This window comes from Mesorhizobium sp. P2_D6, from assembly GCF_056404315.1.
In genome coordinates, this window is the sequence record NZ_JBFUEG010000013.1 from 24,281 (window position 1) to 45,940 (window position 21,660).

The 21,660-nt window shown below is 63.9% G+C and carries 20 protein-coding genes and 1 tRNA gene; 13 read left to right on the forward strand and 8 right to left on the reverse strand.

All coding sequences use genetic code 11. The features are described 5' to 3' along the window. Positions 1 to 20 precede the first annotated feature (20 nt). Entirely contained in the window at positions 21 to 965 is a 945-nt protein-coding gene (locus tag AC1D1L_RS24050) for a DMT family transporter (protein WP_477344031.1), read from the reverse strand. A 359-nt stretch (positions 966 to 1,324) separates the two neighbouring features. Between AC1D1L_RS24050 and AC1D1L_RS24055 the strand changes: the two genes are divergently transcribed. Beyond that, complete coding sequence (locus AC1D1L_RS24055; RefSeq protein ID WP_477343926.1) at positions 1,325 to 3,325, forward strand: AI-2E family transporter; 2,001 nt, start codon at positions 1,325 to 1,327, stop codon at positions 3,323 to 3,325. Between the two features lie 119 nt (positions 3,326 to 3,444). Here the strand turns inward: AC1D1L_RS24055 and AC1D1L_RS24060 are convergent. Beyond that, positions 3,445 to 3,534: transfer RNA gene (locus tag AC1D1L_RS24060), tRNA-Ser, on the reverse strand. A 361-nt stretch (positions 3,535 to 3,895) separates the two neighbouring features. Between AC1D1L_RS24060 and AC1D1L_RS24065 the strand changes: the two genes are divergently transcribed. The 3 genes from AC1D1L_RS24065 (at position 3,896) to AC1D1L_RS24075 (ending at position 6,297) form a co-directional block, all read left to right on the forward strand. Next, complete coding sequence (locus AC1D1L_RS24065) at positions 3,896 to 4,633, forward strand: hypothetical protein (protein ID WP_477343927.1); 738 nt, start codon at positions 3,896 to 3,898, stop codon at positions 4,631 to 4,633. Positions 4,634 to 4,750: 117 nt separating this feature from the next. Then, positions 4,751 to 5,074 carry a hypothetical protein gene (locus AC1D1L_RS24070; protein WP_477343929.1) on the forward strand — a complete coding sequence of 108 codons (324 nt, stop codon included), beginning with the start codon at positions 4,751 to 4,753 and terminating at the stop codon, positions 5,072 to 5,074. A 233-nt stretch (positions 5,075 to 5,307) separates the two neighbouring features. Further along, complete coding sequence (locus AC1D1L_RS24075; RefSeq protein WP_477343930.1) at positions 5,308 to 6,297, forward strand: BMP family lipoprotein; 990 nt, start codon at positions 5,308 to 5,310, stop codon at positions 6,295 to 6,297. Between the two features lie 330 nt (positions 6,298 to 6,627). On the opposite strand, the gene AC1D1L_RS24080 is transcribed toward AC1D1L_RS24075, so the two are convergent. Both AC1D1L_RS24080 and AC1D1L_RS24085 read right to left on the reverse strand, forming a co-directional pair. After that, complete coding sequence (locus AC1D1L_RS24080) at positions 6,628 to 7,047, reverse strand: hypothetical protein (RefSeq protein ID WP_477343931.1); 420 nt, start codon at positions 7,045 to 7,047, stop codon at positions 6,628 to 6,630. Positions 7,048 to 7,060: 13 nt separating this feature from the next. Further along, positions 7,061 to 7,270 carry a SlyX family protein gene (locus AC1D1L_RS24085; RefSeq protein ID WP_142866097.1) on the reverse strand — a complete coding sequence of 70 codons (210 nt, stop codon included), beginning with the start codon at positions 7,268 to 7,270 and terminating at the stop codon, positions 7,061 to 7,063. A gap of 215 nt (positions 7,271 to 7,485) precedes the next feature. On the opposite strand from AC1D1L_RS24085, the gene AC1D1L_RS24090 reads away from it, so the two are divergent. From AC1D1L_RS24090 to deoA, 6 genes are all read left to right on the forward strand, one after another. Then, complete coding sequence (locus AC1D1L_RS24090; protein WP_477343932.1) at positions 7,486 to 9,018, forward strand: ABC transporter ATP-binding protein; 1,533 nt, start codon at positions 7,486 to 7,488, stop codon at positions 9,016 to 9,018. Continuing rightward, positions 9,015 to 10,154: an ABC transporter permease gene (locus AC1D1L_RS24095; RefSeq protein WP_477343933.1), complete on the forward strand. Its 1,140-nt coding sequence runs from the start codon at positions 9,015 to 9,017 to the stop codon at positions 10,152 to 10,154. Before AC1D1L_RS24090 ends, AC1D1L_RS24095 begins: the two co-directional genes overlap by 4 nt. 1 nt (position 10,155) lies before the next feature. After that, positions 10,156 to 11,127: an ABC transporter permease gene (locus tag AC1D1L_RS24100; protein ID WP_023671125.1), complete on the forward strand. Its 972-nt coding sequence runs from the start codon at positions 10,156 to 10,158 to the stop codon at positions 11,125 to 11,127. A gap of 114 nt (positions 11,128 to 11,241) precedes the next feature. Beyond that, a complete protein-coding gene (cdd, locus tag AC1D1L_RS24105) occupies positions 11,242 to 11,634 on the forward strand; it encodes a cytidine deaminase (RefSeq protein WP_181057375.1) in 393 nt (130 codons plus the stop codon). Between the two features lie 12 nt (positions 11,635 to 11,646). Then, on the forward strand, positions 11,647 to 12,468 hold the full coding sequence (locus tag AC1D1L_RS24110) for a purine-nucleoside phosphorylase (protein WP_192259062.1): 822 nt from the start codon (positions 11,647 to 11,649) through the stop codon (positions 12,466 to 12,468). Next, positions 12,468 to 13,787, forward strand: coding sequence for a thymidine phosphorylase (gene deoA / locus AC1D1L_RS24115; protein ID WP_477343934.1), 1,320 nt, complete (start codon positions 12,468 to 12,470; stop codon positions 13,785 to 13,787). Before AC1D1L_RS24110 ends, deoA begins: the two co-directional genes overlap by 1 nt. Before the next feature lie 9 nt (positions 13,788 to 13,796). On the opposite strand, the gene AC1D1L_RS24120 is transcribed toward deoA, so the two are convergent. From AC1D1L_RS24120 to AC1D1L_RS24130, 3 genes are all read right to left on the reverse strand, one after another. Continuing rightward, the gene (locus tag AC1D1L_RS24120; RefSeq protein WP_352586206.1) at positions 13,797 to 14,360 is read right to left on the reverse strand and encodes a TIGR02281 family clan AA aspartic protease; all 564 of its coding nucleotides are present in this window, start codon (positions 14,358 to 14,360) and stop codon (positions 13,797 to 13,799) included. Between the two features lie 129 nt (positions 14,361 to 14,489). Continuing rightward, positions 14,490 to 15,119, reverse strand: a complete 630-nt coding sequence (gene upp / locus AC1D1L_RS24125) for a uracil phosphoribosyltransferase (RefSeq protein ID WP_477343935.1) — start codon at positions 15,117 to 15,119, stop codon at positions 14,490 to 14,492. A gap of 100 nt (positions 15,120 to 15,219) precedes the next feature. Further along, on the reverse strand, positions 15,220 to 16,194 hold the full coding sequence (locus tag AC1D1L_RS24130; protein ID WP_477343936.1) for an adenosine deaminase: 975 nt from the start codon (positions 16,192 to 16,194) through the stop codon (positions 15,220 to 15,222). A gap of 134 nt (positions 16,195 to 16,328) precedes the next feature. On the opposite strand from AC1D1L_RS24130, the gene ubiE reads away from it, so the two are divergent. The 3 genes from ubiE (at position 16,329) to coaBC (ending at position 20,291) form a co-directional block, all read left to right on the forward strand. Beyond that, positions 16,329 to 17,105, forward strand: coding sequence for a bifunctional demethylmenaquinone methyltransferase/2-methoxy-6-polyprenyl-1,4-benzoquinol methylase UbiE (gene ubiE / locus AC1D1L_RS24135; protein ID WP_477343937.1), 777 nt, complete (start codon positions 16,329 to 16,331; stop codon positions 17,103 to 17,105). A 58-nt stretch (positions 17,106 to 17,163) separates the two neighbouring features. Further along, positions 17,164 to 18,738 carry a 2-polyprenylphenol 6-hydroxylase gene (gene ubiB / locus AC1D1L_RS24140; protein WP_477343938.1) on the forward strand — a complete coding sequence of 525 codons (1,575 nt, stop codon included), beginning with the start codon at positions 17,164 to 17,166 and terminating at the stop codon, positions 18,736 to 18,738. Positions 18,739 to 18,818: 80 nt separating this feature from the next. Beyond that, positions 18,819 to 20,291, forward strand: a complete 1,473-nt coding sequence (gene coaBC, locus AC1D1L_RS24145) for a bifunctional phosphopantothenoylcysteine decarboxylase/phosphopantothenate--cysteine ligase CoaBC (protein WP_477343939.1) — start codon at positions 18,819 to 18,821, stop codon at positions 20,289 to 20,291. A 23-nt stretch (positions 20,292 to 20,314) separates the two neighbouring features. Here coaBC and AC1D1L_RS24150 read toward each other — a convergent pair whose 3' ends face one another. Beyond that, the gene (locus AC1D1L_RS24150; protein ID WP_477343941.1) at positions 20,315 to 21,640 is read right to left on the reverse strand and encodes an aspartate aminotransferase family protein; all 1,326 of its coding nucleotides are present in this window, start codon (positions 21,638 to 21,640) and stop codon (positions 20,315 to 20,317) included. Positions 21,641 to 21,660 lie beyond the last annotated feature (20 nt).

The following is a 21,660-nucleotide window of genomic DNA, read 5'->3' on the forward strand; positions in this document are numbered from 1 at the left end:
TTGCGTTGTCGGTTTGGTGGTTAAGCTGGCCTTGGTTTGATCACGGTGGCAAGTACGATGCCGGCGACGATGAAGGCCGCACCGACCAGGTCGTAATCGTGCAACTTTTCGCCGAGCAGAAGATAGGCGAGCATAGCGACGAACACCGTCTGCAGGTAAAGCAGCATGCTCGCCCGGCTCGCGCCGAGCGTTTCCACGCTTTTGTTGTAGAGATAGTACATCAAGGCACCACCGGGGCCTGCCAGATAGGCGAGCGCGAGAATGCTGTCGACATTCATGGCGGAGCGTTCGTCGTTGAACAATTCCCACAAATGGAAAGGCAAGGCGACCAGCGCACCGGCGCCGAGCAGCAGCACGACCATCGGCAGGAGTTCGATGCCGAATTTGGCGCGGCGCAAAAGCACGGTGTACAGGCCCCAGCAGAACGCGCTGCCGACGATCCACAGCTCGCCGGCGTTGAACTTGAGTTGCAGCAGCGCCGTCAGGTTCCCGTGGGCAACGATGAAAATCATCCCGGCGAGCGCAACCAGCGCGCCAAGCGACTTCCACAGCCCGAGCGGCTCGCCGAGCACGAAACGGGCGAGCACCATCGTCATGACAGGCGACAGCGCCATGATGATGCCGGCCGTGGTGGCATCGGTGTGATTGAGGCCATGGTAGATCATACCCTGGCACAGGGTGAGGCCGATCGCCCCCACGGCGACGACCTCCACAGCGCGAGTGCGCAAAAGCCCGATCATCGCGTCGTGATGACGGTGCACAATCGGCAGCAGGATGGCGCAAGCAAGCGTCAGCCGCCAGAAGCAGAGGCCCCAGGGCGGCATCTCGGGCGCCACCCATTTGGCCGCGATATAGACACCAGCCGAAAGCAGCCAGCACAGGACTGCGGCCGGATAGCCGGTCAAGGAGGATATGGGCCTGACCTCGGGTTGCCCGGCTTGATGCGCTATCGGCATTGCCTGCATGTCATGCCCTCTCCTTCGATGACGTAGGCCCGGCGGGGCAACATAGCCTGCGTCGTTGGGTTGTGCATCCGTTTTGAAAGGACGAGGCGCCGCAAGGACACCGACCCAAACATCAGCAGCCAGGCCGAGGAACTGGCCCACATGACACCTCTTTGAGCATATTCGTGACCCGAAGCGGCGTGGGAACGCAGATCGACATACTCACAGTCTGGAGGTTCCCGAGCCCGGTTTCACGGTTGAGACAGCGTGGAGGCGGAAAATCCGGAGCCTGCAAGCCGCAAAACGCATGTATTCGACCCTGCTAACATTGCCCGGCAGTCGAATGGGTCTAATTATCGTGAGGCAACGGGGGGAATCAGGTGGCTGCCAATCGTCGAAACGACATCCCATCGTCCGAGCGAGGGCTAGGACGGATTCTTGCGGCCGGGGCTGCCCATCCGCGCACAGCTCTGCCCACCGTCGCAACTGTCGTCACGACGGTTGCTGCGCTGTATTTCGGTCGCGAAGTTTTTCTCCCGATTGCCATCGCGCTGCTTTTGACCTTTGCGCTCGCGCCGGTTGTCTCCGCACTGAAGCGCGTCGGATTGCCTCGGCTTCCTGCAGTCCTTCTCAGCGTGATTGGTGCATTTGCGGCTCTGGGCCTGTTCAGCTTCATTGTTGCGACGCAGGTGAGCGAGCTCGCCCAGAACATTTCGGCCTACCAGACAAACATTCTGACCAAGGTGCGTTCCCTCAAGGAGACGGGCGTTGGTGGCGGCATCATTGCCAGGCTAAGCGGGGTGATCGAGCGTGTCGGTCAGGAGATCGACAAGCAGGAGGTGACGCCGCCTACGGCGGACAAGCCCCGCCGCGAGCCTGTTCCCGTCGAGATCGTCGCCCGAGAGCGACCGCTCGAGGTCCTGCAAAACATCATCGGACCGTTGATCAGCCCGTTGGCATCGGCTGGCCTGATCATCATCGTGGTCATCTTCATGTTGCTCGAGCGCGAGGATCTGCGCGACCGGTTTATCCGCCTGGTCGGCTACGGGGATCTCCACCGCACGACAGAAGCATTGCAGGACGCCGGCAAGCGGGTGGGCCGCTATCTGCTCATGCAATTGGTGGTCAACATTGTCTACGCAATACCCATTGCGATCGGGCTTTGGGTGCTCGGCATTCCCAACGCGCTGCTGTGGGGTTTGCTGGCACTGGCGCTTCGCTTCGTTCCCTATATCGGCCCCGTGATAGGCGCGCTGCTGCCATTGTTCCTCGCCTTGGCCGTGGCACCGGGCTGGTCGCTGGTGCTGTGGACCGCTGCACTGTTCATCGTGATGGAACTGGTAACCGGCAATGTCGTCGAACCGTGGCTCTACGGCTCGCGCACGGGACTTTCCCCTTTGGCAATCATCGTTGCGGCGATCTTCTGGACATGGCTGTGGGGGCCGCTCGGCCTGGTCCTTTCGACGCCGCTGACAGTTTGTCTCGTCGTCCTCGGGCGACACGTTCCGCAGTTCGAGTTTCTCGACGTCCTGTTTGGCAACGAGCCCGTCCTCGAACCTCACGCCCGGCTGTATCAGCGGCTCCTGGCCGGCGATCCCGACGAGGCCACTGACCATGCCGAGGAGATCCTCGAGGAGAAGTATCTGATCGATTTCTACGACAAGGTCGCCATTCCTGCTCTCCTTTTGGGCGAGCAGGACCGCATGCGTGGCGTGATGGGCGATCAGCAGCAAAGGCAGGTGGCGGCGAGCGCCCAAATTCTTGTGGCAAATCTTGCCGACGATGCACAGGAAGAAGCAAGCGAGGAAGATGAGCCGACAGCCGTCGCGGAAGGGAGCGCGAGCAACGAACCAGATGGCGTCGAGGAGGAAGAGATCGAGCTGCCCGATGGCAAGGACATGTCGGTGCTTTGTGCCGGCGGTCGGGGGGAACTTGACGACGCCGCTGCCGCCATGCTCGCTCAGGTGCTGGAGGTGCAAGGCGCAACGGTGGCGAAGGCAAGTTTTGTCGATATGGAGCCGGCAGGTATTCGTCGTCTCGACCTAGAGACGATCGACACCGTCGTGGTCGGGTTCCTCAATCGGGACTCCCTCAAGCATGCTCGCTTTCTGGTCCGCCGACTGAAACGCGCCAAGGCAGGTTTGAGAATCGGAATTGTGTTCTGGTCGGACGCGGAGGAAGGAGATGCCTGGAAAGAAGGGCAAGCCCTGGCCGCCGACATCAGCGCCGATTTCGTAGCCAACGGTATGGTCAACGCCGTGCTTGGCGCGCTGTCTCCAGCGCCAGCCGTTCCCCTCAAAGTCGTTTCGAAACGCCGCGATCGACGCCGTCCCGCTCCTCGAAAACGGGCCCCGACGCAGGCGACGGCCGCAACAGCCTAGCCACGACGCTATGTCTCAGATTGCTGCGAAGGCCGAATGGGGTCGAGAGCCGTAGTGACGCCAATCCTCGGATAGGCGTTCATAATTATTTACAAAATCAATATGTTAGGCAAGAAAACTGGCGGAGAGAGCGGGATTCGAACCCGCGTTACGGTCTCCCGTAAACACACTTTCCAGGCGTGCGCCTTCAACCACTCGGCCACCTCTCCGTCCTTGCATTCGCGCCGGCCGGTTTTGCCGCGCGGGTTGGGGAGATGCATCCCTTTGGGAAGTGCGGGGGAGACCCGCGTCACGGGCGCCGCCAACCAGCGGATGCCCTTCCCGGCGCCCGTCAATCAAACAAGGCGCGGGGCTCATCTAGTCGATCCGGCGCCGAATGCCAAGCCATAACGGCAGTCTATTCGCTTTGCCGGCCATGCATCGTTTCGCGGGATCGTCGGCGCCTCCGTTCCAGAAGCGCTGGGGCGCCGAATGGTGTGCACAGGCAACGCCGTGGGGACGGCCGCGCTTGACTTCGCCCCCGGCCACCTGTCGAGTGAGGCAGAGGCTTTGCGGGGGGCATTGTCCGACATGACATCGATTGGCGAAAATCCCGGCAGCGGAACGCCAGCCGGAGGCATCCCAGGCGGGTTGCCGCCCGGGCGTTCGGACCTGTCCTTCATCCCGGTGGTCTGGCTGGCCTTCGTCATGGCGTGGTCGGCCTATGGCCTGGTTTCGGCCTGGTGGCTGGTCGGTAATTCCGGCCTGCCGGACACGGTCTTCTATTTCGTCCTTGGCGCGCTGGCCTTCGATATCATCACCATCCTGTGGGGGCTCTATCTGCTCGGCCTCGCCTTCGGCCGTTCGGCGCACTTCCCGCGCCATTTCACCTTCTGGCAGATCGCCATCATCGTCTTTCTGCTGGCAAGGCAGGCCTATGTGCTGGCTGTGCCGGATTTCGTCTTTTCCCCCAGGAGCATGGCGATCACTGCAGCCGAAATCGGCATCGGCCTGTTCTGCATCTACCTGCTGCGCCGCGATGCCGGACCTGCGGCCGGCTATACCGCGCGGCAAGCGCAAGCGCCGTCAGTCTTCGCCTCGATCGTCGCCGCGCTGCTCGGCACCATTCTCGGCGCGGTCGTCGGCGCCGTCGCCGGCTTCGCGCTGGGTGCTGCCATCGCCGAAGTCACCGACATCAGCTGTTTCGAGGGCGGTTGCGGCTACTTCGCGGTGTTCATCGGCCTTGCCGGGCTGGTGGTCGGCGCCATCGGCGGCGGTATCCTCGGCGTCTGGCTCGTGCATCGGCGCAGCCGAAAGGCGACCATATAGGCGGACGGGGGGCTTCAAATTCGCGTAAGCCGATTGCGCGCCGGGCCTACGCATTCTATCCCTCGTCTTGACCGGATGGTCCTCGGGAGGAGCTTGAGGACCGGAGGAAAGATCTCGATGTTGCGTTTTCTGTTTCGCCTCGCGGCCATGGTCGCACTTTCGGTCGCCGTCATCATGGCGGTGCTTGACGCGACGCGCTCGGTGGCGGCCTCCGCGCTGGTCATGACGCCGCTCAATTCGAGCTGGCTGGCGGTGTCGCCCGACACCCGCGCGGCTTTCGAGACCTTCGTGCGCGCCAAGGCTAGCCCGATAGTATGGGATAGCGGCATCGCCTGGGTGCTTGCCCAGCCCGGCTTTGCCGTGTTCGCGGTCGCTGCCTTGCTGCTCCACGCGATCGGCTACCGGCGCCGGCGGCGAGGCGGAGAATTCGCCCCGGGCTGACGGGATTGTTCCGGCGGACTTGCGACGACAAGGCGGCTCCCGTCCACGGCTGTCACCGCCTTGGGCATGCTTTTCCAAAAGGTCAAAATTCCGCGTGAATTTTGTTTCGGGCCGTGCCAGATTGCCTGGAGCGGGAGGGGAGTACGCTCCTGGCTGATGTCGTATGCCTGCCGGAGAACCGGGCAGGCGGGCGGCGCGTAACGGAAAAAAATAACCGACAGGGTGTGGATCACATGAAACGTATCGTTCTCGGCCTCCTGGCCGCAACCGCAATGGTTCTTCCGGCTTTCGCCGCGGATGTCCAGCCGGCCATCCTCTACGATCTCGGCGGCAAATTCGACAAATCCTTCAACGAGGCTGCCTATCACGGCGCCGAAAAGTTCAAGACCGAGACCGGCACCGCCTATGTCGAGTTCGAAGTGTCCAACGCCTCGCAGCGCGAGCAGGCGCTGCGCCGCTTCGCCGAAGACGGCCGCAATCCGATCGTCATGGCCGGCTTTGCCTGGGAAGATGCGCTGAAGGTTGTCGCGAAGGAATATCCCGACCTTAACTTCGCCATCATCGACGATGCCGTCGACCTGCCCAATGTCCGCTCGCTTGTCTTCAAGGAAAACGAAGGCTCCTATCTCGTCGGCATCATGGCGGCGATGGCCTCGAAGACGAAGAAGGTCTCCTTCATCGGCGGCATGGACATTCCGCTGATCCGCAAGTTCGAATGCGGCTATGTCGGCGGCGCCAAGTCTGCAGGTGCTACCGACGTCATCCAGAACATGACCGGTGACACGCCGGCGGCGTGGAACGATCCGGCCAAGGGCGGCGAGATCGCCAAGACGCAGATCGACCAGGGCTCCGACGTGGTCTATGCCGCGGCCGGCGGCACCGGCGTCGGCGTGCTGCAAGCGGCGGCGGATGCCGGCAAGCTCGGCATCGGCGTCGATTCCAACCAGAACGGCCTGCAGCCCGGCAAGGTGCTGACCTCGATGCTGAAGCGCGTCGACGTGGCCGTCTACACCGCCTTCATGGACGGCAAGAACGGCACCTTCAAAGGCGGCCTGCAAAATCTCGGCCTCAAGGAAGGCGGCGTCGACTATGCCATGGACGACAACAACAAGGCGCTGGTCACCGACGAGATGAAGGCGGCGGTCGAAAAGGCCAAGGCCGACATCATCGCCGGCAAGATCGAGGTGCATGACTACACCGCCGACAACGCCTGCCCGTATTGATAGGCAAGGACTAAGGTTTGGAACCGCCGGGTGAAAGCCCGGCGGTTTTGTTTTGGGGGGTCGTTGAAGATTGGCGAAGGTCTCGGCGACATCCGATCTCCCCCTTGCGGGGAGATGCCTGGCAAGGCAGAGGGGGGTGCTGTCCCTCGGCCTATCAGCCAATTCACGGGTTCATTCCCGGCGGAAGCAATTCAGGCTGGCGATCCTTCACACCCCCCTCTGGCCTGCCGGCCATCTCCCCCGCAAAGGGGGAGATCGGCAGTTCCGGCGTCGCGGGCTCGGCGAAGGCGAGACGGAGTGGGGGAGCACCCTACGCGATTGGCTCGCAGGTCAGGGCAGGAGCGCACTTCCCGCCGACAACAAGCCCAAGAGATAACCCAGCGCAAACACCACGATCAGCGCGATGGCGATGACGGCGCCGCGCCGGCCGCCGAGCGAATGCACACCCACGCCATACGGGCGGCGCTCCAGCTTGCTGATCACCGGCGCCGGCTTAACCTCGTCGTGGCCGACCATACGCATTTGCGGCATTTCGGCGATGCGTTGCGAGATCAGCCGCCAGCGGTCGCTGCCACCCGACGGCGGCCCCGTGCGGTCGAAGACATGCATGCGCTCGGCCAGCCGCATCACCGTGTCGCGGAAGGCGGGATCGGTCTCCAGGTCGCGCTCGGCGCGTTCCCGGTCGCGGTCGTTCATCAGGCCAAGCACATAGTCGCCGGCACGCGCAACGGGATCGCTCTCACTGGCCATCGGCTTCTCCTTGCTACCAGTGCGGTGGTTTGGTTATCGGCACATCCGGCGCCGACTGTTCCTCAAGCGCCATGAAGCGCTCGGTCAGGGCATCGAGCTTGCGCTGCATGCGCTCGATCACCTGCCACTGCTCGGCGATCTGGCCGGACAGTTCTTCAATGGTCTTTTCCTGCTCGGTGGTGCGGATTTCCAGCGTCGTCAGCCGGTCGGCAGGCATGATCATTCGAAATTCCCCAGGTCTCGGTGCACGCAGTTACAAAGTGATGCGACTATTGAGCCTTGTATATTAGTGAATGTGAAGGTCTCCGGCCACGTTCGAAATTGACAATCGCATCGGGATTTGTCGAGAGTGGTCGCTGCGCCGCCAATTGGCACAGACGGGGCATCATGCTAGGCGTTTTGACCAAGCGATAAAAAAATAAGAGTGGGACAGGCTGCATGGCGCAAGCCGCAATCGAACTGATCGGCATCAACAAGAGTTTTGGCGCCGTTCGCGCCAATCGCGACATCAATCTGGAGATCGCGCGCGGCACCATCCACGGCATTGTCGGCGAGAACGGCGCCGGCAAGTCGACGCTGATGTCGATCCTCTACGGCTTCTACCAGGCTGACAGTGGCGAAATCCGCGTCGGCGGCAAGCCGGCGTCGATCAAGACCTCCAATGACGCCATCGCGCTCGGCATCGGCATGGTGCACCAGCACTTCATGCTGGTCGACAATTTCACCGTGCTGGAAAACATCATCCTCGGCGCCGAAAGCGATGCGCTGTTGAAAAAGAGCATCGCCAAGGCGCGCTCCGAACTGGAGCGCCTCGAGCGCGAATACGGGCTGGAAGTCGATCCCGATGCCATCATCGAGGAACTGCCGGTCGGCCTGCAGCAGCGCGTCGAAATCCTCAAGGCGCTTTATCGAGGCGCCGAAATCCTGATCCTCGACGAGCCGACGGGCGTCTTGACGCCGGCCGAGGCCGACCACCTCTTTCGCATCCTCAAGCAATTGAAGGAACAGGGAAAGACGGTGGTGCTGATCACCCACAAGCTGCGCGAGATCATGGCCATCACCGACAATGTCTCGGTCATGCGCCAGGGCACGATGGTGGCGACGCGCGAAACAGCCAAGACGACGGTGGGCGAACTCGCCGAACTGATGGTCGGGCGGCGCGTGCTGCTGCGGGTCGAAAAGGGCGAAGCGGAAGCCGGCGCCGTCAAGCTCGCGGTCAAGAACCTGACGGTGAAGGATTCCCGCGGCGTCACCATGGTCGACGACATCTCCTTCGATATCAAAGCCGGCGAGATTGTCGGCATTGCTGGCGTGGCCGGCAACGGCCAGTCCGAACTGCTGGAGGCGATTTCCGGCATCAGGCACGCCGTGTCAGGCTCGGTCATGCTCGACGGCAAACCGATCGACTTGACCGGCAAGGCCGATCCCGGCGAATTGCGCGATCGGGGCTTGGCGCATGTGCCGGAGGATCGCCACCATGTCGGGCTGGTGCTGGCCTTCGAGGAGAACGAGAATTCGATCCTCGGCTATCATGACGACCCGCGCTATCTCAAAGGGCCGTTCCTCAACATCGATGCGATCATGGCCGACGCCAAGGACAAGATCGAGAAATACGACATTCGTCCCGGCAACCCACGCCTGAAGACGGCGAATTTCTCCGGCGGCAACCAGCAGAAGATCGTGCTGGCGCGAGAAATGGAACAAGACCCGGGTGTTCTCATCGTCGGCCAGCCGACGCGCGGGGTCGATGTCGGCGCCATCGAATTCATCCACAAGCGGCTGATCGCCATGCGCGACCAGGGCAAGGCAGTGCTGGTGGTGTCGGTGGAACTCGACGAGATCCGTTCGCTGTCCGACCGCATCCTGGTGATGTTTGCCGGCCGCATCGTCGGCGAACGCGGCCCGGAGGCGACCGAAGGCGAGCTTGGCCTCTTGATGGCGGGTGTCGAGCGCCAGGAGGCTGCAGAATGAGCACGCCTTACGCCAAATTGCCCGCCTGGGCCGATTATGGGCTGATCCCGCTGATCAATCTGTCGGTGGCCTTCATCGTTGCCGGTTTCGTCGTCATGCTGGTCGGCGAGAACCCGTTCCGCGCCGCTGTCATCCTGGTCGAGGGCGCCTTCGGCAAGGGAACCGGCATCGCCTTCACGCTGTTTTACGCCACCACCTTCATCTTCACCGGCCTGTCGGTGGCGGTGGCCGCGCATTGCGGCCTGTTCAACATCGGCACCGAGGGCCAGGCCTATATTGCCGGCCTCGGCGTGGGCGTGGTCTGTCTCGCCTTCGACAGTGTGTTGCCATGGTGGCTGACCTTCCCGCTGGCGATCGCCGCCGGGGCCGCAGTCGGCGCGCTGTGGGCGCTGATCCCGGCCTATCTGCAGGCCAAGCGCGGTTCGCATATCGTCATCACCACCATCATGTTCAATTTCATCGCTGCCTCGATCATGGTCTATCTCCTGGTCGGGCCGTTGAAGCCGGCTGCCTCGCAGGCGCCGCAGACCCGCAACTTCCTCGCCGGCGCCGAACTGCCCAAGCTCAACTGGATCATCGAACTGTTCGGCGCCAAGATCCGCTCGGCGCCGTTCAACATCTGCTTCCTGCTGGCGCTGGTGATGACCTTCCTGGTCTGGCTGCTGATCTGGCGCACCAAGCTCGGTTATGAGATGCGCACCTATGGCCACAGCCCGAAGGCGGCGCGCTATGCCGGCATTTCGGAGACGCGCATCATCCTCATCGCGATGATGATCTCGGGCGCGTTGGCCGGCATGATGACGCTGAACCCGGTGATGGGCGACCAGCACAATGTGGCGATCGATTTCGTCTCCGGCGCCGGTTTCGTCGGCATCGCCGTGGCGCTGATGGGCCGCCTGCATCCGGTCGGCATCGTGCTGGCGGCGATCCTGTTCGGCATGCTCTATCAAGGTGGCGCCGAACTCGCCTTCGAGATGCCTGCAATTTCTCGCGACATGATCGTCATCATCCAGGGTCTCGTCATCCTGTTTGCCGGTGCGCTGGAGCACATGTTCCGGCCCTACGTCCAGGCGCTGTTCGCTTCGTTCAGTCCAAGGTCGGTCGGCATTGAAGCGGTCAAAGGGAAGGGCGCCTGAGATGGATGTGTTCATCGCCATCGTGCAGATACTCGACTCGACCATACGCTTGTCGGTGCCGCTGCTGCTCGCCTGCCTCGCCGGCCTCTATTCGGAACGCGCAGGTGTTTTCGACATCGGGCTGGAAGGCAAGATGCTGGTCGGCGCCTTTGCCGGTGCGGCCGCAGCTTCGGTCTTCCATTCGGCCTTCCTCGGTCTCGGCATGGCGATCGTGATGTCGGTCGCCTTTGCCCTGGTGCACGGCTTCGCCTCGATCACCCACCGCGGCAATCAGATCGTCTCCGGTGTGGCTATCAACTTCGTCGCCGCCGGGTCGACCATCATTCTGGGCCAGGCCTGGTTCCAGCAAGGTGGGCGAACGCCGGCGCTGCAGCCGGGCGAGCGCTTCGAGGCCATCACTCTGCCTGGCGCGGCCGCCATCCACGACGTGCCGATCATCGGACCGATCTATTCCGAGCTTCTGTCCGGGCACTCGATCCTGGTCTATCTCGCTTTCGCTATGGTGCCGTTCACCTGGTGGGTGCTGTTTCGTACCCGCTTCGGCCTCAGGCTGCGCGCGGTCGGCGAGAACCCGGCCGCCGTCGACACCGCCGGTATCTCGGTCGCCTGGCTGCGCTACCGGGCGCTGATCTGCACGGGTATCCTCACTGGAATCGCCGGCGCCTATCTGTCGATGGTGCAGAATGGCGGCTTCGTGAAGGACATGACAGCAGGCAAGGGCTACATCGCGCTGGCGGCGCTGATCTTCGCCAAATGGCGGCCGGTCAACGCCATGTTCGCCTGCCTTCTGTTCGGCTTCCTCGACGCGGCTGCGATCCGCCTGCAGGGCTCACCGCTGCCGCTCATCGGCAAGGTGCCGGTGCAGTTCATGCAGGCGCTGCCCTATGTGCTGACCGTGATCCTGCTGGCCGGCTTCATCGGCAAGGCGATCCCGCCACGCGCCGGCGGCGTGCCCTATGTCAAGGAACGTTGATCCGGGCAGGCTAGTCTGGGACCGCTGAGCCGAACACGCGGCTCGGTGCTTGAAAGGCGCGAGGAAAACGCAAAGCGCCGGGTTTTGACCATGATCGTCGGAGAGAACACCTGAATGTCGCATGATCTGTTCGAAGCCGCGCAAGAGGCCATGGCCAAGGCCTACGCGCCCTATTCGAAGTTTCCGGTGGGTGCGGCGTTGCGCACCGAGGACGGCCGTGTCTTCACCGGCGCCAACATCGAGGTGGCATCCTATCCGGAAGGCTGGTGCGCCGAGACCACGGCGCTCGGCCACTACATCATGGGCGGCGGCGGCAAGATCGTGGAGATCGCAGTCATTGCCTCGCGCATGGCGAAGTGCTCGCCCTGCGGCGGCTGCCGGCAGAGGCTGGCGGAGTTCTGCCGGCCGGACACGAAACTCTACCTCTGCGACAATGGCGGCGTGGTCGAGACCGTGACCATGGGCGACATGCTGCCCTACGGATTCCGCGGCGACATTTTGAAATGAAGATTGGCTGACATGAAAGAAGCTTTGGACCATCTCGTTGAACGACTGGACGGGTTGGCGCCGACCACCGCCATGGTGCTGGGGTCGGGCCTTGGCGGGCTTGTCGACCAGGTCGAAAATGCCGTGCGCGTTTCCTATGCCGACCTGCCTGGTTTCCCCCGCAGCGGCGTTACCGGCCATGCCGGCGAGGTGGTGGCGGGGCTGTTTGCCGGCACGCCGGTGCTGATGCTGTCGGGCCGCGCCCACTATTACGAGCACGGCGTTGCCGCGGCGATGCGGCCGGCGCTGGAGGTGCTCGCCGGCATCGGCATCACCAAGCTGATCCTGACCAACGCCGCCGGTTCGGTCGATCCCGATATGCCGCCGGGATCGGTGATGCTGATCACCGATCATATCAATTTCTCCGGTTCCAACCCGCTGATCGGCGAGCCGAGCGATCGCCGCTTCGTCGGCCTGACCGAGGCCTATGACGTCGGCCTGCGTGCGGCGATCGAACGCGCCGCCAAGGCCACCGGGACCCGGCTGCATCAAGGCGTCTATATGTGGTTTTCCGGCCCCTGCTTCGAGACGCCGGCCGAAATCCGCATGGCCCGTATCATGGGCGCCAATGCGGTGGGCATGTCGACCGTGCCGGAGGTCATCCTCGCCCGCTTCCTTGGCCTGCGCGTTGCCGCCTGTTCGGTGATTACCAACCTCGCCGCCGGAATGACCGGGGCGGAGCTGTCGCATCAGGAGACCAAGGACATGGCGCCGATCGGCGGCGCGCGGCTGGCGACGATCCTCGCGCATGTGTTCCAGGACGGGTTGCCGGAGCCGAAGGGCGACGACGCCTGATGCTTCCGCAGGAAATCATCCGCCGCAAGCGCGACGGCCAGAAACTGTCGGCGCAGGAGATAGCGGCCTTCGTCGCCGGCGTGACCTCAGGCAGCGTTTCGGACGGCCAGGTTGGCGCCTTCGCCATGGCGGTGTTCTTCAACGGCATGAGCCGTGACGAAGCGGTGGCGCTGACGCTGGCGATGCGCGATTCCGGCGATGTGCTCGACTGGTCCGACCTGCCGGGTCCGGTCACCGACAAGCATTCGACCGGCGGCGTCGGTGACAATGTCTCGCTGATGCTGGCGCCGATCGTCGCCGCCTGCGGCGCCTATGTGCCGATGATCTCAGGCCGCGGCCTCGGCCACACCGGCGGCACGCTAGACAAGATGGACGCCATTCCAGGCTATATCAGCCAGCCGGATGTTGCGCGTTTCCGCAAGACGGTGCTGGAGACCGGCTGCGCCATCATCGGCCAGACCGCCGACCTCGCGCCCGCCGATCGCCGCCTCTATGCAATCCGTGACGTCACCGGAACGGTGGAATCCGTGCCGCTGATCACCGCCTCGATCCTGTCGAAGAAGCTGGCGGCCGGCCTGCAGTCGCTGGTGCTCGACGTCAAGGTCGGCAATGGCGCCTTCATGGAGAAGTCGCGCGATGCGACCGCACTGGCCAACAGCCTGGTCGAGGTCGCCAATGGCGCCGGCCTGAAGGCCTCGGCACTGGTCACCGGCATGAACGAGCCGCTGGCGTCGGCAGCCGGCAATGCGGTCGAGGTGCGCAACGCCGTCGACTTCCTGACCGGGCGGTTCCGCGACAAGCGGCTAGAGGATGTGACGCTGGCGCTTGCCGCAGAGATGCTGCAGTCGACGGGACTGGTGTCATCCCAGCAAGATGGTCTCAGGCGCGCCGCCGAAACGCTGGCCGGTGGCCGCGCGGCGGCCATTTTCGCGCGCATGGTGGCGGCGCTTGGCGGTCCCGCCGATTTCGTCGAGAAGCCGGAGAAATACCTGCCCAAAGCGGCGGTGGAGTTTACGGTCAAGGCAACCGAAAACGGCTTTGTCACGGGGATTGCCACCCGCGACATCGGCCTTGCCGTGGTCGGGCTCGGCGGCGGGCGGACGCGGCCGGACGACAGGATCGATCATGCGGTCGGTATCACCAGGCTGCTGCCGAGCGGCGCCGAGGTGCGATCCGGCGATGCGCTGGCGCTGGTCCATGCCCGCACGGATGCGGAAGCCGCGGCCGCCGCGGCCGCTGTGCTTTCGGCCTACACGATCGGGGCTTCGAAGCCGGCCGCCGACAAGACCGTCATCCGCCGGGTGCTGGCGCGCGGTTAGTGGAAGGTGCTACTGCACGAGCAGCAAGGTGCCGTTTTCGACCTGGTATTTTGCCAGCCGCTGCAAAAAGCTCATGCCGATCAGGTTGGTGTGCAGCGCCCTGTCGTCGAGCACCACCGCCTGGATGTTGTCGACGCTGATCTTGCCGATCTGCAGGCGGTCGATGTTGACCACGGCTGCCCTGATCGCGCCGTTGGCGGTGTTGACCTGATGGCTGAAATCCGACGGGCTGAGCGAGATGCCGATGCGGCGCGCCGTCGAAGTGTTGATGGCGACCAGCGTGGCGCCGGTGTCGATCATGCCGTCGACCTGGCGGCCGTTGAGCTTGAAGGCGGAGGTGAAATGGCCGCGCTCGTCAGCCGCCACAGTGACCTTGCGGCCGGTGGGCAGCGGTGCCGCCGGTTTGTCGGGAACCGAGGCGAGGTTCAGCTCGGGCTGCGGTTGCGCGGCCGGCTTGCTGGCGACGGTCGACTTCAGCAGGCCGTCGAGCATTTGCGGGTTCGACTGGTAGACGATCGGAATCGACGCCGATGTTCCGGCAAACACGCCCAGAATGAGAAGCTTGCGCAGCATGGATGGACCTTCGTGAAGGGCCATTCTTGTCTGCACATGGTGTTTGCCGCTTTAACGCCGGCCCGAAACCGACGCTTTGCGTAAACGGGCGGTAAACGAGACTTTGTCAGCCGGCTTTGCCAGCCGCCGTCATTTGGTCCCGTACATGCGGTCGCCGGCATCGCCGAGGCCGGGCATAATGTAGCCCTTCTCGTTGAGCTGGCGGTCGATTGAGGCGGTGAACACCGGAACATCCGGATGCGCCTTGGTGAAGCGCTCGATGCCCTCTGGTGCCGCCAGCAGGCAGAGGAAGCGAATGTTGGTGGCGCCGCGCCCCTTCAGCTTGTCGATGGCCGCGATCGCCGAATTGGCGGTCGCCAGCATCGGGTCGACGACAATCACCAGCCGGTCGGCGAGATCGCTCGGGGCCTTGAAGAAATATTCCACCGCCTCCAGCGTCTCGTGGTCGCGGTAGAGCCCGATATGGGCGACGCGCGCCGCCGGCACCAGGTCGAGCAGGCCTTCGAGCAAGCCGTTGCCGGCACGCAGCACCGAGGCGAAGACCAGCTTCTTGCCCTCCAGCGTCGGCGCCTCCATGGTCTCGATCGGCGTCACGATGGTGGTCGTCGTCAGTTCGAGGTTGCGGGTGACCTCGTAGCCGAGCAGCAGCGAGATCTCGCGCAGCAGCCGCCTGAAGCCGGCTGTCGACGTCTCCTTCTTGCGCATAATGGTCAGCTTGTGCTGGACAAGCGGGTGGTCGACGACGGTGACGCCCTGCATGGGTTGCTCCTGAAATTTTCGCTGCTTGCAACAACCCTAGCGACAATGCGCCGGCCAAGGAACCGCCTGGCGGCGCCGGCCACAGCTTTGTCGCGGGAAATCAGCGCGCGACGGCGTTCAGCCGCGCAAGAAGCGCCGTCTTGGTCTTCCTATCGACGAAAGCGGCCTCGATCGCCGTCTTGGTGACGGCGGTCAGCGCCTTTTCGTTCATGCCGAAATGCTCGGCGGCAATGTCGTATTCTCGCTTCAGCGAGGTCCAGAAATAGGGCGGGTCGTCGGAGTTCAGCGTCACCTTGCAGCCGGCTGCCTGCAGGGCGGTGAAGGGATGGTCGGCGAAAGTCTCGTAGACCTTGAGCGCGATGTTGGAGCCGGGGCAGCATTCGAGCACGATGCCCTCATCGGCGATGCGCCTGACCAGGTCGGGGTTTTCGATGGCGCGCACGCCATGGCCAATGCGCGAGGGGCGGATGTGGTCGAGGGCTGCCTGCACCGTCTCCCAGCCGGTCAGTTCGCCGGCATGGATGGTGATGCCGAGGCCGGCTTCGCGGGCGATCTCGAAAGCCCTGACATAATCCTCCATCTCGCCGATACGCTCGTCGCCGGCGACGCCGAAGCCGGTGACTAGCGAATTGCCGCAACGCGCGGCGAAGCGTGCCGCCTGCTCGATCGATTCGACGCCGACATGACGCACGCCGGTGACGATCATGCGGCCCTCAATGCCGGTCTTGGCTTTGGCGCGCAGCATGCCTTCGCCGAGCGCGTCGGTATAGGCCTTGGGTGACAGGCCGGCCCTGACGGCATGATCGGGCGAGGTGAAGACTTCAGAATAGATGGCGCCGTCGCGGGCAAGGCTGGTCAAATAATGGTCGGCGAGGCGCGCATAATCCTCCTCGGTGCGGAACAAATCGGAGGAAAAATCGTAAGCCGCGAGGAAGGTGGTGAAGTCATGCCAGACGAACGAGCCGTTCTGGATATAGGGAGAAGTGTCCTTGCCATATTTCTGCGCCTGGCGAATGACGAGTTCGGGCGCCGCTGCCCCTTCAATATGGCAGTGCAATTCTGCTTTCAAAGGCATTCAAATATCCCGTCGGTCAGTCCAGGTCTTGAAAACCCGCCACCTGGAAGCGCGGCTGAACACCGCGCCTTAAACAATAGCGCCCGCACCATCGATCGGCTATGGTCCCGCCGGTTTTATGACGGATCAAAATAATGTCAGTTGAGAGAACCACGGCCGCGGGCGGCATGGAAACCTCCTATGGTTTCAAGAGCGTAGGACCAGGCGACAAGCAGCCTCTGGTCAACGAGGTTTTCCACAAGGTGGCGAACCGCTACGACCTGATGAACGACCTGATGTCGGCCGGACTGCACCGGCTGTGGAAGGACGCCATGGTGACATGGCTCAATCCGCCGAAACGTCCGGGCTGGAAAGTGCTCGACGTGGCCGGCGGCACCGGCGACATCGCCTTCCGCATCGTCGACGCCAGCCACGGCAATGCGCATGCCACGGTGCTCGACATCAATGGCTCAATGCTCAGCGTCGGCCGCGACCGAGCTGAGAAGAAGGGGCTCTCCGGCAACACCGATTTCGTCGAGGCCAATGCCGAAGAACTGCCTTTTGCAGACGCTACCTTCGACGCCTACACCATCGCTTTCGGCATCCGCAACGTGCCGCGCATCGATGTCGCGCTCAGCGAGGCATTCCGCGTGCTGAAGCCCGGCGGGCGGTTCCTGTGCCTGGAATTTTCCGAAGTCGAGATGCCGCTGCTCGACAAGGTCTACGAAGCCTGGTCGTTCAACGCCATTCCGCAGATCGGCAAGATGGTGACCGGCGACGGCGAGCCCTATTCCTACCTGGTCGAATCGATCCGCAAATTTCCCAACCAGCAGAACTTTGCTTCGATGATCACCCGGGCCGGCTTCGAGCGGGTATCGTTCCGCAACTATTCCGGCGGAATTGCCGCGCTGCATTCGGGCTGGAAGCTTTGAGGCAGGACAGTTTGCAGCGGGCCAATTTGCAGCAGGTCAATTTGCAGCAGGTTTGGGCATGAGCAGCGTCGGCGCCGCCTTTCGGCTCGCACGGGCCGGCTGGGTGCTGGTCCGCGAGGGCGTGATCGCAGCACTTCCGGGCGACGAGCTCAGCGGCCTGCCGAAATTCGGCTGGCGCATGGCGCGGCTGTTTACCCGCCGTCGCGCGCTTGCCTATGAGCGCAGCGACCGGCTGGCCAAGGCGGTGGTCCGGCTTGGGCCCTCTTACGTCAAGCTAGGTCAGTTCCTGGCGACGCGGCCCGATGTCGTCGGCAACGACATGGCGCTCGACCTCGCCATGCTGCAGGACAAGATGCACACCTTCCCGCAGGCGGACGCTGTGGCGGCTATCGAGGGCTCGCTCGGGCGTAAGATCGGCGAGCTCTATACCGAGTTCGGCGATCCCGTCGCGGCGGCCTCCATCGCCCAGGTTCATCCTGCGCAAGCCATTCACGATGGCGTTGATACCAAGGTGGCGGTGAAGGTGATCCGGCCGGGCGTGCGCCGCCGCTTCTTCCAGGATCTCGAAAGCTATTTCCTCGCCGCCCACCTGCAGGAGAAATACATCCCGTCATCGCGCCGGCTGCGGCCGGTCGAGGTGACCGAGACGCTGGCGCAGACCACCAAGGTCGAGATGGATCTTCGGCTCGAGGCGGCCGCGCTTTCCGAGCTCGGCGAAAACACCAAGGATGATCCCGGTTTTCGCGTGCCGTCGGTCGACTGGGAACGCACCGGCCGCGACGTGCTGACCATGGAATGGGTCGACGGCGTCAAAATGAACGACGTGGCTGGTCTCGTGGCTGTCGGTCACGATCTCAAGGCCATCGCCACCAATCTGATCCAGTCGTTCCTGCGCCACACGTTGCGCGACGGCTTCTTCCATGCCGACATGCATCCGGGCAATCTGTTCGTCGAGGCGAACGGCGATATCGTCGCCGTCGATCTCGGCATTGCCGGGCGACTCGGCAAGAAGGAGCGCCGCTTCCTCGCCGAAATCCTCTACGGCTTCATCACCCGCGACTATCTGCGCGTGGCCGAAGTCCATTTCGAGGCCGGCTATGTGCCGCGCCAGCACAATGTCGCGGCCTTCGCCCAGGCGATCCGCGCCATTGGCGAGCCGATCCATGGCCAGCCGGCCGAGACCATCTCGATGGCCAAGCTTCTGACGCTGCTGTTCGAGGTCACCGAACTGTTCGACATGGCGACGCGGCCGGAACTGATCCTGCTGCAGAAGACCATGGTGGTGGTCGAAGGTGTGGCGCGCACGCTCGATCCGGCCTTCAACATGTGGAAGACGTCCGAGCCGGTGGTCGGCCAGTGGATCGCCGGCAATCTTGGCCCGAGCGGACTTTTGATGGATGCGCGCGACAGCGCCAAGGCGCTGCTGGCGCTGGCGCGCCAAGCACCCGACCTCGCCGCCCGCACCGAGCGGCTGTCGCGGGAGATCGATTTGATGGCCGAGCACGGGCTGCGTTTCGACGAGGCGACATCGCGCGCCATCGGCAAGGCTGAAGCCCGCTACACACGCTCAGGCCGGCTGGCGCTATGGGTGATCGCGCTGACGCTGGTCTATATTGCCTGGAAGCTGCTTTAGCCGTCTGCCGGGAACGGCTTGTCTCAAAATGATAGCATTGCTATCGTTGCATTCGGCGATTTCGAGCAGAGTGCAATCATATGGCCAGCATCACCATTCGCAACCTTGACGACGAGGTCAAGGACCTGCTGCGCCGGCTTGCGGCGGAGAACGATCGCTCGATGGAAGAGCAGGCGCGGGTGATGATCCGCGCCGCGGTCGAGGGACAGCTTGGCCCCTCTGGCCGCATCGATCGGATCGAAGAGACGCTGCGCGAACTGGCTGTTGCACGCAGCCCGGCAGCACCGGTCGTTGCCGTGGCGAGCAAGACTCTGTCGAGGGGCAGCCTCTCCGGCAAGCGCATCCTGCTGATCATCGGCGGCGGTATCGCCGCCTACAAGGCGCTCGACCTGATCCGCCGGCTGCGCGAGCGCGGTGCAGCGGTGCGCGTGGTGATGACATCGGCCGCGCAGGAGTTCGTCACCACGCTGTCGGCCGGTGCGCTTTCAGCCGACCATGTCTTCACCGAACTGTTCGACCGCAATGACGAGCACGATGTCGGCCATATCAGGCTGTCGCGCGAGGCCGACCTTTTGGTGGTGGCGCCGGCCACCGCCGACCTGATGGCCAAGCTCGCCAATGGCCATGCCAACGACCTCGCCTCCACCGTGCTGCTCGCCACCGACAAGAAGGTTTTGCTGGCGCCGGCGATGAACCCGAAAATGTGGTCGCATGCCGCGACGCGCCGCAACCGGGCGACCCTCGCCAAGGACGGCATCGCCTTCGTCGGCCCGGCCAAGGGCGAGATGGCGGAAAGCAACGAGGCCGGCGAGGGCCGCATGGCCGAGCCGCTGGAGATCGTGGCAGTGATCGAAGCGATGCTCGACAGCAAGCCGAAGCCGCTCGCCGGCCGCCGGATCATTGTTACTTCGGGACCGACGCATGAGCCGATCGACCCGGTGCGATACATCGCCAACCGCTCGTCGGGCAAGCAGGGTCATGCGATCGCGGCAGCGCTGGCGACGCTCGGCGCCGATGTCCAACTGGTCTCCGGTCCTGTGAGCATTGCCGATCCGGCCGGCGTTGCGACGACGCATGTCGAGACCGCAAGCGAGATGAAGGCCGCCGTCGAGAGCCTACTGCCGGCGGACGCCGCTGTGTTCGTGGCGGCCGTCGCTGACTGGCGCACCGCCAACTTGGCCGGCGAGAAGATCAAGAAGGTGGCAGGTGAGGGGCCGCCGGCGCTGCAGATGGTCGAAAACCCCGACATTCTCGCCGGCGTCGGCCATCACCAGAAGCGGCCGGGCCTGGTCGTCGGCTTCGCCGCCGAGACGCAGGACCTGATTGCCAATGCCGAGGCCAAGTTGAAGAAGAAGGGCGCCGATTTCATCGTCGCCAATGACGTCTCGCATGAAAGCGGCGTCGGTCCCACCGGCGTCATGGGCGGCGATCGCAACAGAGTGCGCATCGTCTCCAAATCCGGCGTTGAGGAATGGCCGGAAATGGGCAAGGACGAAGTGGCGGCGCGGCTCGCTGCGCTCATCGCCGAAAGGCTGAAGACGATCGTGGTCTGAGCGGCCGCTCTGGCCGCCGATACTCACTCGGCGGCGATGCCGGGAGCGCTCGCTGCAAGCCCGGCTTCAATCGACTCCGCGATGATCCGCAGGCCGAGATCCAGTTCCTGTTCGGAGATGGTCAGCGGCGGGGCGATGCGGAAGACGCCGCCCATGCCGGGAAGCTTGACGATGTTCATGCTGAGACCGCGCCGGAACGCCTCCGCCGCGATCGTGGCGCCGAGCTGATGATCGGGCTGCTTGCCGTCCTTGACGATCTCGACGCCGAGCAGAAGGCCACGCCCGCGCACGTCGCCGACGCATTCATAGCGCTGCTTGAGCCGCGACAGCCCGTCGAACAATCGTCCGCCCATGTGCCGGGCGCGGTCGACCAGCCGCTCCTCCTCCACCACATCGAGCACGGCGAGGCCGACGGCCGCCGGCAGCGGGTCGGAGACATGCGTGGTGTAGAACAGGAAGCCTTTCTCGTGCGCGGCGTCTTCTATGTCGGCTGTCGTCATCACGGCCGACAGCGGCAGGCCGGCGCCGATGGTCTTGGACAGGGTAAGAATATCGGGCGTGACGCCGTCCCTCTGGAAGGCGAACATGTCGCCGGTGCGGCCAATGCCGGTCTGTGCCTCGTCGAGGATAAGCAGCATGCCGCGCTCGCCGCATTTCTGTTTGAGTGCCGCCAGATAGCCGCGCGGCAGTTCCAATATGCCGCCGCTCGACAGGATCGGCTCGGCGACGAAGGCCGCCAGGCTCCCCGTCGACTGGCTGTCGACGAGGTCGAAGGCATCGTCGAGTTCGGTGCGCCAGTCGAGCGAGCCGTCCGCGTGCCTGAAACGCGGCCGGAAACTGTTGGGGGCGGGGATGGCCAGCGATCCGACCGTGGCCGGTCCGTAGCCCTTGCGGCCGGCGCTGTAGGTCGCCGATGCCGCGGCCCCGGTCATGCCGTGCCAGCTCTTGGAGAAGGCGACGACCTCGTGCTTGCCGGTCACCAGCTTGGCCATGCGGATCGCGGCTTCATTCGATTCAGCACCGGTCGAAAGCAGCATGACCCGGTCGAGTCCTGGCGCCAGTGCCGCAAGGCGTTCGGCAAGCTCGACCACCGGTCGCGACAGCATGCCGCTGAAAAGATGCGCGACCTCCGCGACTTGGCGGGTCACCGTCGAAACGATCCTGGGGTGGGAATGGCCGAGCAGCGCGCTCATCTGACCGGAGGTGAAGTCGAGGATCGGCCTGTCGTCGGCATCGTAGACGAAGGAGCCAACAGCGCGCTCGATGATGGCGGGCTCGAAGCTGCCGCCATAGCGTATCAAATGCTTCTGCGCCGCCGCCCAGAATTCGCGATCCGCGTTTTTCGACATGCCGCTGCTCCATCAAACCG

Coding starts and splice junctions, on each gene's coding strand:
- AC1D1L_RS24075 (WP_477343930.1), top strand. CDS start 5,308: ATGAAACGTATCGTTCTCGGCCTCCTGGCCGCAACCGCAATGGTTCTT.
- coaBC (WP_477343939.1), top strand. CDS start 18,819: ATGGCCAGCATCACCATTCGCAACCTTGACGACGAGGTCAAGGACCTG.
- AC1D1L_RS24085 (WP_142866097.1), bottom strand. CDS start 7,270: ATGATCATGCCTGCCGACCGGCTGACGACGCTGGAAATCCGCACCACC.
- AC1D1L_RS24110 (WP_192259062.1), top strand. CDS start 11,647: ATGAAAGAAGCTTTGGACCATCTCGTTGAACGACTGGACGGGTTGGCG.
- ubiE (WP_477343937.1), top strand. CDS start 16,329: ATGTCAGTTGAGAGAACCACGGCCGCGGGCGGCATGGAAACCTCCTAT.
- AC1D1L_RS24090 (WP_477343932.1), top strand. CDS start 7,486: ATGGCGCAAGCCGCAATCGAACTGATCGGCATCAACAAGAGTTTTGGC.
- AC1D1L_RS24065 (WP_477343927.1), top strand. CDS start 3,896: ATGACATCGATTGGCGAAAATCCCGGCAGCGGAACGCCAGCCGGAGGC.
- upp (WP_477343935.1), bottom strand. CDS start 15,119: ATGCAGGGCGTCACCGTCGTCGACCACCCGCTTGTCCAGCACAAGCTG.
- AC1D1L_RS24050 (WP_477344031.1), bottom strand. CDS start 965: ATGCAGGCAATGCCGATAGCGCATCAAGCCGGGCAACCCGAGGTCAGG.
- ubiB (WP_477343938.1), top strand. CDS start 17,164: ATGAGCAGCGTCGGCGCCGCCTTTCGGCTCGCACGGGCCGGCTGGGTG.
- deoA (WP_477343934.1), top strand. CDS start 12,468: ATGCTTCCGCAGGAAATCATCCGCCGCAAGCGCGACGGCCAGAAACTG.
- cdd (WP_181057375.1), top strand. CDS start 11,242: ATGTCGCATGATCTGTTCGAAGCCGCGCAAGAGGCCATGGCCAAGGCC.
- AC1D1L_RS24120 (WP_352586206.1), bottom strand. CDS start 14,360: ATGCTGCGCAAGCTTCTCATTCTGGGCGTGTTTGCCGGAACATCGGCG.
- AC1D1L_RS24150 (WP_477343941.1), bottom strand. CDS start 21,640: ATGTCGAAAAACGCGGATCGCGAATTCTGGGCGGCGGCGCAGAAGCAT.
- AC1D1L_RS24070 (WP_477343929.1), top strand. CDS start 4,751: ATGTTGCGTTTTCTGTTTCGCCTCGCGGCCATGGTCGCACTTTCGGTC.
- AC1D1L_RS24100 (WP_023671125.1), top strand. CDS start 10,156: ATGGATGTGTTCATCGCCATCGTGCAGATACTCGACTCGACCATACGC.
- AC1D1L_RS24130 (WP_477343936.1), bottom strand. CDS start 16,194: ATGCCTTTGAAAGCAGAATTGCACTGCCATATTGAAGGGGCAGCGGCG.
- AC1D1L_RS24095 (WP_477343933.1), top strand. CDS start 9,015: ATGAGCACGCCTTACGCCAAATTGCCCGCCTGGGCCGATTATGGGCTG.
- AC1D1L_RS24080 (WP_477343931.1), bottom strand. CDS start 7,047: ATGGCCAGTGAGAGCGATCCCGTTGCGCGTGCCGGCGACTATGTGCTT.